The sequence below is a fragment of the Variovorax multivorans genome (assembly GCF_051216835.1).
In the GTDB taxonomy this organism is placed as follows: domain Bacteria; phylum Pseudomonadota; class Gammaproteobacteria; order Burkholderiales; family Burkholderiaceae_C; genus Variovorax.
On sequence record NZ_JBPJZL010000022.1, the window covers coordinates 58823 to 74483 of the forward strand.

Here is a 15661-nt window from a genome sequence, read left to right on the forward strand (position 1 = left end):
TCGGACCAGTAATTCATCACGCATTGCCCCTCCGCGTGACTTCCTGCACTGGCAGTGGCAGGGGGGCGAACTTTATGCTGATTTAATTGGCCATCTATTTTTCGCATCGCTTCTTACGATAAATCAACATTTAAAATAATTGTCAGAATGTGCAGCGGGAGGTGGGCATGAAGCTCATTGCTAAAACAATATTCTTATTTTCTAAGTCTTTATTAATTAATTGGGGCTACAGGACTGACGGGGCGTTGCAATGACGCGCCGAGTAACGATCCAGACGCCCGCAGGCGATGCGTTGCAATTCCGCCAGCTGGTAGGCCGTGAAGCGCTGAGCCAGCTGTACGCCTTCGACATCGAACTGCTGGGCAACAGCAACAACATCGACCCCAAGACCCTGCTGGGCAAGGCCACCACCGTGTCGGTGGAAACCGAAGGCGGCGTGCGCTACCTGGGCGGCATTGCCACCCGCTTCGGGCTGGAGCAGGAGGATGCGCGGCACTCCTTCTACCGGATGCGCCTGCGGCCCTGGCTGTGGCTGGCCACGCGGCGCAGCGACTTTCGCATCTTCCAGGGCAAGAGCGTGCCCGACATCGTGATGGAAGTGCTCGGCAGCTACGGCTACCCCATCGAGAAGAAGCTCACGCGCGGCGACTACCGGCAGTGGGACTACTGCGTGCAGTACCACGAGAGCGACTTCGACTTCATCTCGCGCCTGTGCGAGCTCGAAGGCATCTACTACCACTTCAGGCACGAGGCGTCGCAGCACGTGCTCGTGTTCGCCGACGACATCGCCCACTCGCACAGCCCGCTGCCCGGCGGGGAAGACGTGCGCTACCACCCGCTGGAGAAATCCGGCATGGGCCAGCGCGAGCGCATCTACGCATGGGAGATCGCCGAGGAAGTGCGCTCGGGCCATCACTACAACGACGACTACGACTTCCAGAAGCCCAAGGCCGAGCTGTCGCACCTGCGCCAGATGCCGCCCGGGCACGACCACGACGCCTACGAACAGTACGAATGGCCCGGCGGCTTCGTGCAGCACGGCGACGGCGAGACCTACGCGCGCATCCGCAACGAAGAACAACTGAGCCAGCGCAGCCGCGTCACCGGCCGCGCCAACCTGCGTGAATTGGCGACCGGCCACACCCTGCGCCTGACCGGCCACCCCAAGGCCGACCAGAACCAGCAGTACCTGCTCGTGGGCGTGAGCTACCACCTGCAGGAGAACCTGCAGGCCAGCGAGGGTGCAGAAGGCACAGACGGCTCCGTGCAGCGCTTCGCCTTCGACGCGCAGCCCACCAGCTACGCCTGGCGCCCGCAGCGCACCACGGTCAAGCCGCGCACCCGCGGGCCGCAAACCGCGCTGGTGGTGGGCCCGCAGGGCGAGCAGATCTGGACCGACCAGTACGGACGCATCAAGGTGCAGTTCCAGTGGGACCGCATCGGGCAGGAGAACGAACACTCCAGTTGCTGGGTGCGCGTGTCCACCGCGTGGGCAGGGGCCACCTTCGGCATGACCTCCGTGCCGCGCATCGGCATGGAGGTGATCGTCGACTTTCTGAACGGCGACCCCGACTACCCGATCGTCACGGGCTGCGTGCACAACGCCGACACCATGCCGGCATGGCAGTTGCCCGAGCAGAAGCACCTGTCGGGTATCAGAAGCCGCGAGCTGGGTGGTGGGCGCAGCAACCACATCGTGCTCGACGACACCCAAGGCAAGATCCAGGCGCAGCTGCGCAGCGATCACCAAACCAGCCAACTGAGCGTGGGGCACATCGGGCGCATCGAGGACACGGCAGGGCGCAAGGACGCCCGGGGGCAGGGGTTCGAACTGCGCACCGACGGGCATGGGGTGATGCGTGCGGGCAAGGGGCTGCTGGTCACCACCGAGGTGCGCACGAACGCGCAGGCGCACATCACCGACATGAGCGAGACGGTGGGCCGCCTCACTCAGGCGCGCGATCTGCACGAAGGCCTGAGCGAAGTGGCGCAAGGTGCACAGGCCCACGAGGCCGGCGACCAGGACGAGGTCACCACGAGTCTCAAGGAGCAGAACGATGCCATCAAGGGACAGGGCGGCAATCGCGAGCAGGGCGATTTCCCGGAGTTCCAGGAATCGCACCTGACGCTGGCCAGCGCCAAGGGCCTGCAAACTGTTGCGCAGGGCTCGACCCACATCGTGAGCAATGAGCACAGCGCGCTCACCAGCGGTGGGCACACCAGCGTGAGCGCGGGCAAGAGCCTGCTGGTGAGCGTGCAGAGCGCGATCCGCATGTTCGCCTCCAAGGCCGGCATGCGGCTCGTGGCGGCAGGTGCAGACATCGACATCAAGGCGCTGAAGGACAGCGTCAACGTGCTGGCCAAGCTCAACATCACGCAGACCGCCAACAAGATCACCATCCACGCGAAGGAAGAGGTGGTGATCAACGGCGGCTCGAGCTACAGCCGCTGGAGTTCGGGCGGGATCGAGCACGGCACTTCCGGCATCTGGCGCGAGCATGCATCGGTACACAGCCTCGTCGGGCCCGCCAACGAGGGCAAGCCTGCGCTGCCCAATCCGCCGCAGGTGCCGAAGGGGCAGCTCGACCTGTACCACCAGTACATCAAGCCGACTGGCGAAAAGCGCCAGGGCGTGGCGCAGGGCGACTTCACCGTGGTCGATTCGGAAGGCGGCACGCACGCCGGCAACTTCGACCGCAACGGGTTCGCGACTGTCTCGGGCCTGCCCATCGGCACCGCAAAGGTCACATTCGGCAAGGACCCCCGCGACCCGTGGGAGGAGGGAAGCTACTTCGGCACGCCCAAGGACTGGAAGGCAAAGGGTGCGACGGGCGCAGGCGCCGAGGGGGCCGGTGGCGGCGTATCAGGGCTTTCGGGCTTGACCAGCGGCTTTGCGGGCATGACCGGCTCGGCAGGCGGTGCCGCGGGCGCGCTCGCTGGTGTAGCGGGCATGGGCAGCAAGGCCGCGAGCACGCTGGGCCAGGTAACCCAGGCGGCCGGTGTCGCGCAGCAGGCTGTGGGTGCAGCGCAGGCCATCCAGCAAGGGGGCGGCAAGGCGCTGCTCGGCCAGGCGAGCCAGGCCGCAACCGGCATGGCGATCCAGGCGGCCGGCGCCAAGCTGGGGCCGATGGGTGCGCCGATCACCGGCGTGATGAGCGGCATGGCTTCGGGTGGCATGAAGCCGGGCATTGCAACAGCTGCCGCCAACCCCGCACTGACAGGTCGAACACCCGGCTTCATGGGCTGACCCGCCGCGGCGCGCCGCACTCCACCAACCCAACGCACAAGCTCGAAGAGAACAAGAAAAAATGGCAGGACCGGAAGCAGCGCCGCCGCCGCAGGCGACGGAGCGCGAACCCCAGACGGCGGTTGCGCCACTGAACACCATCGTTACGGAAGACATCGCCGCCGCGAGCAAGGCGGTGGACGATTGGTTGCGTTCGTTCAGTGGCGGCTACGTCACGCTGGAGCGGTTGACGATGGTGCTGGGGAGCATCCCCATCGTCGGCAACATCATGGCGCTGGTGGATGTGTTCCTGGACATCATCAACATCGTCGAGAAGAAGGCCAAGGACGGCATCGACGCTTTCCTGAACTGGGTCAGCCTGGGCATCAACCTGATCGGGTTGATCCCGTTGCCGCCGAGCATGGCGGCCGCGCGCATGAGCCTGCGGCCCACGCTGCATCTGGTGAGGCAGGAGCTGAAGGCGGCCGCCTCGAACCTGGGCGAAGCCATCGTCACGACGCTGGTAGGACACCTGAACGCGACCATCGTCGGCGAGCTGGAGGTCTTCATCGACGGTGCCATCGCCAAGCTCGCAGACATGCTGCAAGGCTGTGCCAAGCTGAGCGACAGCATCGTGGACAACCTGGTCGACATCCTGCAGAGGGTGCTGGGCCAGAAGGACATGTTCACGGTCAATACGCCCGTCGTGGCGGAAACCAGCGTGCACGACCCGAAGACCCAGAGCACATGGAACCGCTTGTGGGGCAGCGCCGTCAAGTACACGAAGCAGTCGGCCAACTACGCCGCCAAGGTGGCTGCCAACCGCTTGCCCGAGAGCGTGGCGGGGCAGGTCAATGGCGTGATCGGGAGCCTGCTGGACTTCAAGAAGACCTTTCGCAACCAGCTCGTGCGTCTGGCCGACAAGGAGGCGCAGGCCAGCATCATGTGGCTGCTGCACAAGTTGCTGGCCGCCATCCAGCGCAAGAAGGGGCAGCGTGGCGCGATCGTCTCGCCGAACGCCGGCGCGGTGGCCCAGAAGGACAAGCCGGGCGACCAGCTCGGGCACATCGGCAAGCAGGCGGATGGCCAGAAGGACGCAGGTTGCAAGAATTGCCCGGCGCCTGTTGCGCTCGGCAAGTCGATCAGCCTGGTCACTGGCTGCGAGAGCTTTACCCACACGGACTTCGTGCTCGCGGCGCCGTTGCCGATCGAATGGGCGCGCACCTACCGCAGCCAGCTCGATGCCTACGACCGCGGCACCCTGGGCGCGCGCTGGCTCACGCCCTACAGCACGCGCGTGGACCTGATGACGCCAGCCAGGGGCGAGCGCAAGGGCCAACCGAGTCTGGTCTATCACGCAGCCGACGGCCGCAGCCACGCCTACCCCTTGCTGGCCGTGGGCCAGATCTATCGCGATCCCATCGAAGAGGTGACCGTCTCGCGTTTGAGCGAGTCGTTGCTGACGCTGGACTTCGGCAAGCCACTGCCTCTGGGTGAGCAGGGCAACTGGCGTGAGATCTACGAGCTTGTCGAAGGCCGGTCGCACTATCGGCTTGTGACGCTGCAAGCCAGGGACGGCGCCTCCATCGGCCTGCGCTATGACCATGTGATCTCGGACACGGGCGAGCAGGTGCTGAGCGACATCATCAGCAGGCAAGGCGAAGCCATCATGGCGCACGTGGGCACGCAGCCCGATGCGCGCACGGGCCTGATCAAGTCGCTGTGGGAGTTGAAGGACGGCCAGGTCGTGCGCCAGCTTGCCGCCTACACGCACGATGCAGAACACGATCTCGTGTCCGCGAAGGACGAGAACGGCGCCAGCTGGAGCTACGGCTACAGCCATCACCTCGTGACCCGCTACACCGATCGCACCGGCCGCGGCATGAACCTCGAGTACAACGGCACCGGCGCCGATGCCAAGGCGGTGCGCGAGTGGTCCGACGATGGCAGTTTTGCGCTGAAGTTCGAGTGGGACAAAAACATCCGCCTGACCTACGTGACCGATGCCCTGGGCGGCGAGACATGGTTCTACTACGACATCCTGGGCTATACCTACCGCATCATCCATCCCGACAAGCTGCAGGAATGGTTCTTCCGCGATGACGCCAAGAACGTCACCCGTCATGTGCATACAGACGGCAGCACAGACGACTACGCCTACGACGTCGCCGGCAACTTGCAAATGCACACGCGGGCCGATGGCAGCCGTGTTCATTTCGAATACGACCGGCTGAATCGCCTGACGGGCCTGCGCGACGCTGAAGGCAGCATCTGGAAGCGCGACTACGACGCGCAGGGCCATCTCACCGAAGAGATCGACCCGTTGGGTCACAAGACCGAGTACGCCTACGACAAGGCCGGCCGGCCAGCGTGCATCACCGATGCCAAGGGCGGTGCGAAGCAACTGACGTATACCCCGGCCGGCCAGCTCGCCAGCTACACCGACTGCTCGGGAAAGACCAGCCGATGGGAGTACGACAGTCGCGGGCGGCTGACCAAAACCATCGATGCGGCAGGGCAGGCCACCCGATATCGCTACACCCCCGAAGGCGAGGCCGCTGCAAGGAACGATGGCAATCATCCAGGGCAACTCGAAGAAATCTCGTTGCCCGACCAGACCCGCGAGCACTTCGCGCATGACGCCGAAGGTCGCTTGCTCGCCCACACCGATGCGCTGGGCCGCCGTACCCGCTACAGCTACAACCGCGCCGGGCTCGTGGCCGGACGCACCGACGCCGCGGGCCAGACGCTGCAATACCACTGGGATCTGCTGGGGCGCCTGACCGAACTGCGCAACGAAAACGGCAGCCGCTACAACTTCAGCTACGACCCGGCGGGGAGACTGCTGGAGGAAACCGGCTTCGACAGGCAACGCAGGCAGTACCTCTACGAGGAATCCACCGGCGCGCTGGTGCAAGTCGTCGAGGCGCAGGCGCACACGACAGGGTTTCGTTTCGATCCGATGGGGCGCCTCGTCGAGCGCAATGCGGGCGAGGGGCAGGTCGAGACCTTTGCCTTCGATCTCAACGGCATGTTGATCGAAGCGGCCAATCCCGACGCAAGGTTGCAGTGGTTCTACGACCCCGCCGGGAACCTGACGCGCGAGCACCAGCACCATTTGGCCAGTTCGCAGACGGCAGTCTGGCAGCACCGCTACGACGAACTCAACCAGCGCATTGCGACCATTCGCCCCGACGGCCATGTCACGCAATGGCTGACCTACGGTTCGGGCCATGTGCATGGTCTGCTTGTCGATGGACAGGACATCCTGGGCTTCGAACGCGATGATCTTCATCGGGAGATCGGCCGAACGCAGGGCAATGGCCTGAGCCAGCGCCTGCGGTACGACCCTGCCGGCAGGCTGCTGGAGCAGCAGATATCGCATGCGAAGCCGGACACCGCCGGCACACTGAGCCTTCGCCGGAGCTATGGCTACGACAAGGCCGGTCAGCTGACCGCCATTGGAGACAGCCGGCGCGGCAACCTGAACTACAGGTATGACCCCGTGGGCCGCCTGCTCGAAGCCAACAGCCGCCTGGGCCGCGAGACCTTTGCATTCGACCCAGCCGGCAACATCGCCGACGCCGCACGCGGCGATGCGCCGCAAGGCCTGCGCGCAGTTAGCAAGCTGTTGGACAACCTGCTGAAGGAATACGCGGGCACCACCTACCGCTACGACAAGCGCGGCAACCTGATCGAGCGCGTCAAGAACGGGAAGAAAACGGTCTTCGAGTGGAACGGCTTCAACCGCATGACCGCGGCCACGAGCGAAGAGGGCTCCACCACCTTCAGCTATGACCCTGTGGGGCGACGCATCGCCAAGCGCTCACGCGAAGCCATGACGCTGTTCGGCTGGGACGGCGACACGCTGGCCTTCGAGAGCACGCAGAGCATGGCCGGCGAGAGCGAGCGGCAGGGCCGGGGCTGGAGCGTCCACTACATCCACGAACCGGATTCGTTCGTGCCGCTGGTGCAGATCAGGCAAGCGCGAGCCGTCGCGCTGAGCTCGACCACGGACCTGAAAACGCTGATGGATGCCAATGGCGGGGAGTACGACATTGAGCAGGACCCGCTGTGGAATGGCGAGCAACTGCCGAGGCCGGGTGCCTTCGCGAAGGAGGAGATTGCTTTCTACCAGTGCGATCACCTCGGCACGCCCCAGGAGCTGACGGATCATGAAGGCCAGGTTGCCTGGTCTGCGCAGTACAAGGCCTGGGGCGAGGCAAGAGAGGCCATCAGCGAAGCAGGAAGACGGGCCGGCTTTGCCAACCCGATCCGTTTCCAGGGGCAGTACCTGGACGATGAGACCGGGCTGCACTACAACAGGCATCGTTACTACGATCCGCAGGCTGGCAGATTCATCAGCAGCGATCCGTTGGGCTTGGGCGGCGGTCTTAACACCCATGCATACGCGCCCAATCCCGTGGCGTGGGTCGACCCGTTGGGTTTGCAAGCGGCGCCTGCCAAATGCAAGACCGCCAAGGGAGGTCGTTTCGCCACAGCGGACGGCGCGGCCAAGGCGGCGATGATGCGCTACAACGACAAGTCCATTCGAGACAACGTGGAGTACGGCGGCCTGGTCTACAAGACGCCGGATGGCAAATACGACTTCACAAAGGCGACCAGGGGCGAGAAGGACACCGTCAACCCCTGGGGGCCGACGGCCAAGAGCATTCCGAAGTGCGCCCAGGAAGTGGGCTACTGGCACACCCATGGGGATCACTCGGATCAATACGGGAATCGCACAACCCGGGCCAAGGACTACTACGGAAGCAACAACTTCTCTCCCGAAGACAAGGACGCCGCCAAAGCAGGAATGCAACATGATCATCCGGACTATCGAGGCTACGTCGGCACGCCAAGCGACGGCTACAAGGGCTACAACCCGAAGGCGAATCAAACCTACAGGCTTTAAGGGCCTGATCATTGCGTTGGGAATTTTCATGAACTTCAATGCCTCTGCCGGACCGATCTTCGAAATCGAGTCGCCGGATCAGCTGCTGCTCAATACACCTGTGGTCGTTGCTTTGGGCAACGCGTACAAGCTGTTCGAGAAGACCGGGCAGGACCTGAACAACTTCAACGTTCACATCGCCGAAAGAAAGAAGGAAAACGGCGAAGACGAGAACGGAGTCAACACCATCGGCATTGCGTTCACCGCCAAGCTGCCTCCGGGGCAGAAGGGGCTTGGCAACGCCAGCAAGCTGGGGCGGTCGATCACATACATCGCCTCCAAGACCACGGGCGAAATACTCCGGGAGCAAGGAAGCCGGTAATGACGCCCGGCACCGGGTCTGGCTCGAAAGACGTTGCGCCTGCCTGGACTCGGTGCTTTCAATTTTGCAGAGGGAGGAAGAATGAGAATGAACGAAACCATCGAAGTTGATGGTCTGGCGGCGCAGGCGATTGCGGCAGCCTGTGAAGATGCAAGGTCTTCAGGCCTGCAGCTCGAAAACTACAAGCTCGTCCTGGCCGAGGAATCCGACGACTACAGCGCGTCGTGGGTGGCGAAGGGCAAGCCGCAAGGCCATCGGGGCGCCTTGCCGGGCCTGCCCGAACCCAGCCTGCTGATCGAGAAGCGCGCTGGCCGGATCCTCCGGAAGCAGCTCTCGCGTTGAGTCGACGGCGTCATCCAAGGATTCGACATGTCTTCTCAAGTCATCATCCTCGCCCACGACATGTGGCGCAAAGGCGCGGGCGGTGCGCCCGCCGGGCTCGTGGGCCAGGCCGACAGCTTCGCTTATGCAGGGCTCGACCTGGGGCTCGCCCAGTTCGCCGCAACGACCTTCACCGGCACCAGTTTCACCGCCACCAGCTTCAAGCAGGCGGGCTGGAGCGCCTGCCAGTTCACGGGGTGCAGCTTCACGCAGTGCGACTTCGGCGGCATCTCGATCACCGGGTGCACTTTCATCAACTGCAACTTCACACGCGCCAACTTCGACGGAAGCAGCATCAGCACCAGCACCTTCACGCAGTGCCAGTGGGACGACATCAGCTTCGCGGGCGGCCACTGGAACGACGTCGGAGTGCTGAACTGCGGCGGCACCGTGGTGCATGCGCAAGGGTTGCAGGGGCGCAGCGTGGACTTCACGGGCAGCACCTTCGAGCAACTCGAGTTTCAAAACGCCAACATCAATTGAGCCCTGGCGGGCAACGTCATCACTTCATCGATTCCATGTTCATGAAAAACATCAAGACCGTCTTTATCGCCACTGTCCTCCTGGGCGCCGTCTCTCTGTGCTTAGCGCAAGCGGAAACGAAAACCACGCTGACCAAGCTGCACCAGAGTTACGAGAAGCAAGGTCGCCGCGCGCTCGGCATGCCGGAGTACGGCAAGCGCGTGCAGTTCCCGGCGGTGGTCGTCGAAGCGTCTGATTCCTTCGGCGGCACGTCGATGATCCGCGCCGCCGATGTGCGCGGCAACCAGGAACTGGCGCGCTTGACTCCGGCGGACGACGCACAGAACCAGAAGATGGGCGAGATGCGCAGCGGCGCGAAGTTCACTGCGAGCTGCGAGGTCGGCTTTGCGATGGGCTCGGCGTTTCTCACGATGAAGGACTGCGTGATCCGGCCCTGAAGCCGCATCCGCAGCAAAGGCAACGTACCAGTTCGAGGCAGGGAGAGAAGATGGCAGGAAACGAAGGCCCACAACAGCAAGGCCAGAAGCCGACAGAGAGAGAACCCCAGACGGCGGTAGCGCCGCTGAACACCATCGTCAAGGAAGACATCGCCGCCGCGAGCAAGGCGGTGGACGACTGGCTGCGCTCGTTCAGTGGCGGCTACGTGACGCTGGAGCGCCTGACGATGGTGCTCGGCAGCATTCCGATCATCGGCAACATCATGGCGTTGGTGGATGTGTTCCTGGACATCATCAACATCGTCGAGAAGAAAGCCAAGGACGGGGTCGAGGCATTCCTGACCTGGGTCAGCCTGGGCATCAACCTGATCGGGCTGATCCCGTTGCCGCCGAGCATGGCGGCAGCGCGCATGAGCCTTCGGCCCACGCTTCATCTGGTGAAGCAGGAGTTGAAGGCGGCCGCCTCGAACCTGGGCGAAGCTATCGTCACGACGCTGGTGGGGCACCTGAACGCCACCATCATGGGCGAACTCGACAAGTTCATCGATGGTGCCATCGACAAGCTCGACGGCATTCTCAGGAGCTGCGCGGACCTTGCCGACAAGATCATCGACAACCTGGTGGACATCCTGCGGCGCGTGCTGGGCCAGAAGGACCTGTTCGACGTCGCGAAGCCCGGTGTGACGGAAACGCGCGTGCACGATCCGAAGACGCAGAGCACCTGGAGCCGCATGTGGGGCACTGCCGTGCGCTACTCCAAGCAGTCGGCGAACTATGTCGCCAAGACTGCCGCCAGCCAGCTGCCCGCGGGCGTTGCCGGCAAGGTCAACGGCGTGATCACGCAGATGCTGGACTTCAAGCGCCTGCTTCGCAGCCAGCTGTCGGCGCTGGCCAACAAGGAGGCTCAGGCCAGCATCATGTGGCTGCTGCACAAGTTGCGGGATGCACTGCTGCGCAAGAAGGGGAAGCGCGCGGCCATCGTGCCGCCGCAGGCGGGTGCCAAGGCGGAGAAGGACAATCCGGGCACGCCGCTCGGGCACATCAGCAAGCAGGCACCGGCGCAGGGAACTTCGGGCTGCAAGAACTGCCCCGCGCCCGCGCGCAAGGGCGCCTCGATCAGCCTCGCTACCGGCAACGAGAGCTTCACGCACACCGATTTCGTGCTCGCCGCGCCGCTGCCGATCGAGTGGGCGCGCACCTATGCCAGCGACCTCGATGCCTTCGACCGCGGCACCCTGGGGGCCCGGTGGATCACGCCTTACAGCATGCGGGTGGACGTTGCCACGCCAGTGCGCGGCGCACGCCAGGGGCAGACGAGCTTGGTGTATCACGCAGCCGACGGGCGTAGCCATGCCTACCCGCTGCTGGAGGTGGGGCAGACGCATTTCGATGCCATCGAAGAGGTCAGCATCTCGCGGCTGAACGAGAGCCTGTTGGCACTTGACTTCGGCAAGCCACTGCCTGCGGGCGAGCATGGTGAATGGCGGGAGATCTACGAGCTCGTCGATAGCAAGCAGCAGCACTTCCGGCTCGTCGCGCAGCAGGCGAAAGACGGCATGTCCGTCGGCCTTCGCTACGACCATGTGATCGCCTCGACCGGCGAACGCGTGCTGAGCGACATCATCAGCAAGCAGGGCGAAGCTGTCATGGCGCACGTGGGCACGCAGCCGGATGTGCAGACCGGCCTGATCAAGTCGCTGTGGGAGCTGAAGGACGGCCAGGTCATTCGTCAACTGGCCGCCTACACGCACGACGCAGAAGGTGACCTCGTCGCGGCGCAGGATGAAGACGGCGAAAGCTGGAGCTACGCCTACGCGCACCATCTCGTGACCCGCTACACCGATCGCACCGGCCGAGGCATGAACCTCGAATACAACGGCACCGGCGCAGACGCCAAGGCCGTGCGCGAGTGGTCCGACGACGGCAGCTTCGCGCTTACGCTGGAGTGGGACAAGAACATCCGCCTGACCTACGTGACCGACGCGCTGGGCGGCGAGACCTGGCACTACTACGACATCCAGGGCTACACCTACCGCATCATTCACCCAGACAAGCTGCAGGAATGGTTCTTCCGCGACGACGCGAAGAACATCACGCGCCACGTGCACACCGACGGCAGCACCGACGATTACACGTACGACGAAGACGGCAACCTGCAGACGCACACGCGCGCCGATGGCAGTCGCGTGCATTTCGAATACGACAGGCTGCATCGCCTCACGGGCATCCTCGATGCCGAAGGCGGCGTGTGGAAGCGTGACTACGACGCGCAGGGCCATCTCACGGAAGAGATCGATCCGCTCGGCCACAAGACCGAGTACGCCTACGACAAGGCCGGCAGGCCCGTGCGGATCACCGATGCGAAGGGCGGCGTAAAGGCGCTCGCCTATTCCCCGTCGGGGCAACTGCTCAGCTACACCGACTGCTCTGCCAAGACCAGCCGATGGGAGTACGACGAAAGGGGGCGTCTTGCCAAGGCGATCGACGCTGCTGGCAACACCACCAGCTATCGCTACGCAGCCGGCCAGCTCGAACAGATCGTGCAGCCCGACGAGACGAGCGAGCATTTCGAGCACGATGCCGAAGGCCGCTTGCTGACGCACACCGATGCGCTCGGACGAGCCACGCGCTACAGCTACACGCGCGCCGGACTGATCGCCGGTCGCACCGACGCCGCAGGCCGCTCGCTCAAGTACTACTGGGACCTGCTGGGTCGCCTGACCGAGCTGCACAACGAGAACGGCAGTCGCTACGACTTCCGCTATGACCCGGTGGGCCGCCTGCTCGAGGAAACCGGCTTCGACCGCAAGACCACGCAGTACATCCATGAGGAGACCACCGGTGTCCTCGCCGGGGTGATCGAAGCGGGGCACCGCACCGAACTTGAGTTCGATCCGCTCGGCCGTTTGAGCGAACGCCGAGCCGGCGATCAGTCGGAGCGCTTTGCCTACGACCGCAACGGCCGCCTGCTCGAGGCGACCAACAGCGACGCACGCCTGCAGTGGTTCTACGACCCGGCCGGCAACCTGACGCGCGAACACCACCACTACCTGGAGCGCAAGCGCACGGCAGTCTGGCAGCACCGCTACGACGAACTCAACCAGCGCATCGCCACCGTGCGGCCAGACGGCCACGTGACCCAGTGGCTGACATACGGCTCCGGTCATGTGCACGGGCTGATGCTCGATGGCCAGGACATCCTTGGCTTCGAGCGCGACGACCTGCACCGCGAGGTTGCGCGGGAGCAGGGCAACGGTCTGAGCCAGCGCCAGAAGTACGACCCCGCAGGCCGGCTGCTCGAACAGCAGATCTCGCGCACCAGGCCCGGCGCCATCGAGGCCACGGCGGGAGGGAGCATCCAGCGTAGCTACAGCTACGACAAGGCCGGCCAACTGGTGGGCATCGGCGACAGCCGGCGCGGCAACCTCAGCTACCGCTACGACCCGGTGGGCCGCCTGCTCGAAGCCAACAGCCGCGTCGGACGCGAGATCTTCGCCTTCGATCCCGCAGGCAACATCGTCGACGCTTTGCCGACCAGCGACCCGCTCAGGCATCCCGCCAGCAAGCTGCTGGACAACCTGCTGAGGAACTACGCCGGCACCAGCTACCGCTATGACGAGCGCGGCAACATGACCGAGCGGTTGCGCAACGGCTGGCGGACCGTCTTCGCGTGGGATGGCTTCAACCGGATGACGGCGGCGACGGATCAAAGCGGCACCACCACCACCTTCAGCTACGACGCGCTGGGGCGCCGGCTGTTCAAGAGTTCGGGTGAGGCCACGACCCTGTTCGGCTGGGATGGCGACGTGCTCGCGTTCGAGAGCACGCAGAGCAAGTCAGCGATTGAAGAGGGCGGCGAGCACGGCTGGAGCGTGCACTACATCCAAGAGGCGAACTCGTTCGTGCCGCTGGTGCAGGTGCGCCGGGCAAGCGCAGTGGCGCTGAGCGAGACGACGGATGCGAAGGCGTTGATGCAGGCCAATGGCGGCGTCTACGACATCGAGCAGGATCCTTTGTGGAACGGAGAGCACAGGCATGTGCCGCGCGCGTTCGACAGGAAGGAGATGGCGTTCTATCAGTGCGACCACCTGGGCACGCCGCAAGAGCTGACGGATCATGAAGGAAGCGTTGCCTGGTCTGCGCAGTACAAGGCGTGGGGGGAGGCGCGGGAGGCGATCAGCGAGGCGGGGCGAAGGGCACGCATCGCAAATCCGATTCGGTTCCAGGGGCAGTACTGGGATGAGGAAACGGGGCTGCACTACAACAGGTATCGGTACTACGATCCGGTCGGCGGAACATTTGCTAGTTCCGATCCAATTGGTCTGGCCGGCGGGGGGCATCTGCATTTATATGTGCCAAGCCCTACACAGTGGATCGATCCTCTCGGCTTGAAATATGTCTCAACAGGAAGATCTCCTACGGTTGTCTCTGGCAAGGACAGCTCGAGCAAGGCCTCAACTCAACAGTTGTCGGAATGGCGTCGAAGAATATGTCCATCTGCAATTGGTGCTGCTAGAGATAAATTTCTTGGAGACGAAATGGTGAAGGTTGGTCCTGGGAAATGGCGAAGCGTCGATGGCACTCGGCAATTCAGAGTGGGACCCAGCGATTACGCTGGAGGGCATGGCATGGGCTCGCCGAATGTTCCGAACACGCCTCATGTCCATTTTGAATTCTTGTCGCCAAAAATGAATAATGGCCAGCCAACAGGGAACTTTCTAGTGACGAAAAATGTTCACGTTCCTCTAGGGTGCTCATGATAATTTTCAATTTCGGGCCATTTAGCAAAGATGAACTGACGATCCGATTCGATCGAGAAGGCGCCATAAAATTTTTGGACGCTGTTTCAGTTTTTTTTGATCAGGCAAATGATGCAATTGCCATTAATTGTTTGCAGTACACGGGGCATGTGATTGATGTGGCCGAAATGGAGCTCAAGCGAGAAGATGAAAATCGCCTGGAAATTGGAGGCGGAAAATTGATGCTTTGCATGTCTGATGAAGCGTTTGAATATGCGAAATTTCTGCTGGAGAAATTTCTTGCCGAAGGAGATTTTAGTCCCGCAGAGTTTTATAGCTTTTCGAGAAAGAATAGAAAATATGACACACAGGTATTTTTTCAGAAATTTTTTTCTGTTGAAAGCATAATTTCCAGCAATGGTCGTCAATAACGAATAAGTCGCTGCGGCGATCGAGCGCACTAAGAGCAAGCCAGCGATGGTGGCGTCTACGACATCGAGCAGGATCCTTTGTGGAACGGCGAGCAGAGAAACGTGCCGCGTGCGTTCGACAGGAAGGAGATGGCGTTCTTTCAGTGCGACCACCTGGGTACGCCGCAAGAGCTGACAGACCATGAGGGAAGCGTTGCGTGGTCGGCGCAGTACAAGGTTTGGGGAGAGGCGCGGGAGGCGATCAACGAGGCGGGGCGGCGGGGTTCAGGAATCCGATCCGGTTCCAGGGGCAGTATTGGGATGAAGAGACGGGGCTGCACTACAACAGGTATCGCTACTACGATCCGCAGGCGGGGCGATTCATTTCCAGTGACCCAATCGGATTATTGGGGGGCATCAATCTTCATCAATATGCGCCTAATTCGATTGAATGGATTGATCCTCAAGGGCTTGCTAGGGGCCAATCAACCACGGATGGTGCTGGCCGAAAGCCAAAAACAGGGAAGCCCAACATTGATGATCGCTGCCCTTCGTGTAAAAAATTGGGGATTAATCGATTTGATAAAGTGTGTGTGTTGTTTACCGTCGAAAATTGACCCAGCTAGCGCAGTAATTTCCGTCTAAGACTGACCCACGTAAAACCCTACCCTGCTGTTTTTTAAAGCAGGGGATCCTAGGAGTGATAGAC

Annotated in this window: 9 protein-coding genes and 1 pseudogene; all 10 read left to right on the forward strand. The window is 62.7% G+C overall.

Going from position 1 to position 15661, the window contains the following annotated elements:
• Positions 1-250: 250 nt before the first annotated feature.
• The 10 genes and pseudogenes from ACSFCA_RS33865 to ACSFCA_RS33910 all read left to right on the forward strand — a co-directional run bounded on the left by ACSFCA_RS33865 (position 251) and on the right by ACSFCA_RS33910 (position 15569).
• On the forward strand, positions 251-3247 hold the full coding sequence (locus ACSFCA_RS33865) for a type VI secretion system Vgr family protein (protein ID WP_435462573.1): 2997 nt from the start codon (positions 251-253) through the stop codon (positions 3245-3247).
• A gap of 61 nt (positions 3248-3308) precedes the next feature.
• Complete coding sequence (locus ACSFCA_RS33870) at positions 3309-8141, forward strand: RHS repeat-associated core domain-containing protein (RefSeq protein ID WP_435462574.1); 4833 nt, start codon at positions 3309-3311, stop codon at positions 8139-8141.
• Positions 8142-8169: 28 nt separating this feature from the next.
• On the forward strand, positions 8170-8502 hold the full coding sequence (locus ACSFCA_RS33875; protein WP_435462575.1) for a hypothetical protein: 333 nt from the start codon (positions 8170-8172) through the stop codon (positions 8500-8502).
• An 87-nt stretch (positions 8503-8589) separates the two neighbouring features.
• A complete protein-coding gene (locus ACSFCA_RS33880; protein WP_258354125.1) occupies positions 8590-8844 on the forward strand; it encodes a hypothetical protein in 255 nt (84 codons plus the stop codon).
• Between the two features lie 27 nt (positions 8845-8871).
• Positions 8872-9366, forward strand: coding sequence for a pentapeptide repeat-containing protein (locus tag ACSFCA_RS33885; RefSeq protein ID WP_435462576.1), 495 nt, complete (start codon positions 8872-8874; stop codon positions 9364-9366).
• Between the two features lie 41 nt (positions 9367-9407).
• Positions 9408-9803 (forward strand): hypothetical protein, encoded by a 396-nt coding sequence (locus ACSFCA_RS33890; protein WP_258354127.1) that lies wholly within the window; start codon positions 9408-9410, stop codon positions 9801-9803.
• Between the two features lie 50 nt (positions 9804-9853).
• The gene (locus ACSFCA_RS33895; protein ID WP_435462577.1) at positions 9854-14563 is read left to right on the forward strand and encodes an RHS repeat-associated core domain-containing protein; all 4710 of its coding nucleotides are present in this window, start codon (positions 9854-9856) and stop codon (positions 14561-14563) included.
• Positions 14560-14973: a hypothetical protein gene (locus tag ACSFCA_RS33900; RefSeq protein WP_307616718.1), complete on the forward strand. Its 414-nt coding sequence runs from the start codon at positions 14560-14562 to the stop codon at positions 14971-14973. The genes ACSFCA_RS33895 and ACSFCA_RS33900 overlap by 4 nt, the downstream gene beginning before the upstream one ends.
• A gap of 129 nt (positions 14974-15102) precedes the next feature.
• Positions 15103-15162: pseudogene (locus tag ACSFCA_RS33905) on the forward strand (RHS domain-containing protein); the annotation flags it as partial.
• An 8-nt stretch (positions 15163-15170) separates the two neighbouring features.
• Positions 15171-15569, forward strand: coding sequence for an RHS repeat-associated core domain-containing protein (locus ACSFCA_RS33910; protein WP_435462578.1), 399 nt, complete (start codon positions 15171-15173; stop codon positions 15567-15569).
• The last annotated feature ends 92 nt before the right edge of the window (positions 15570-15661 follow it).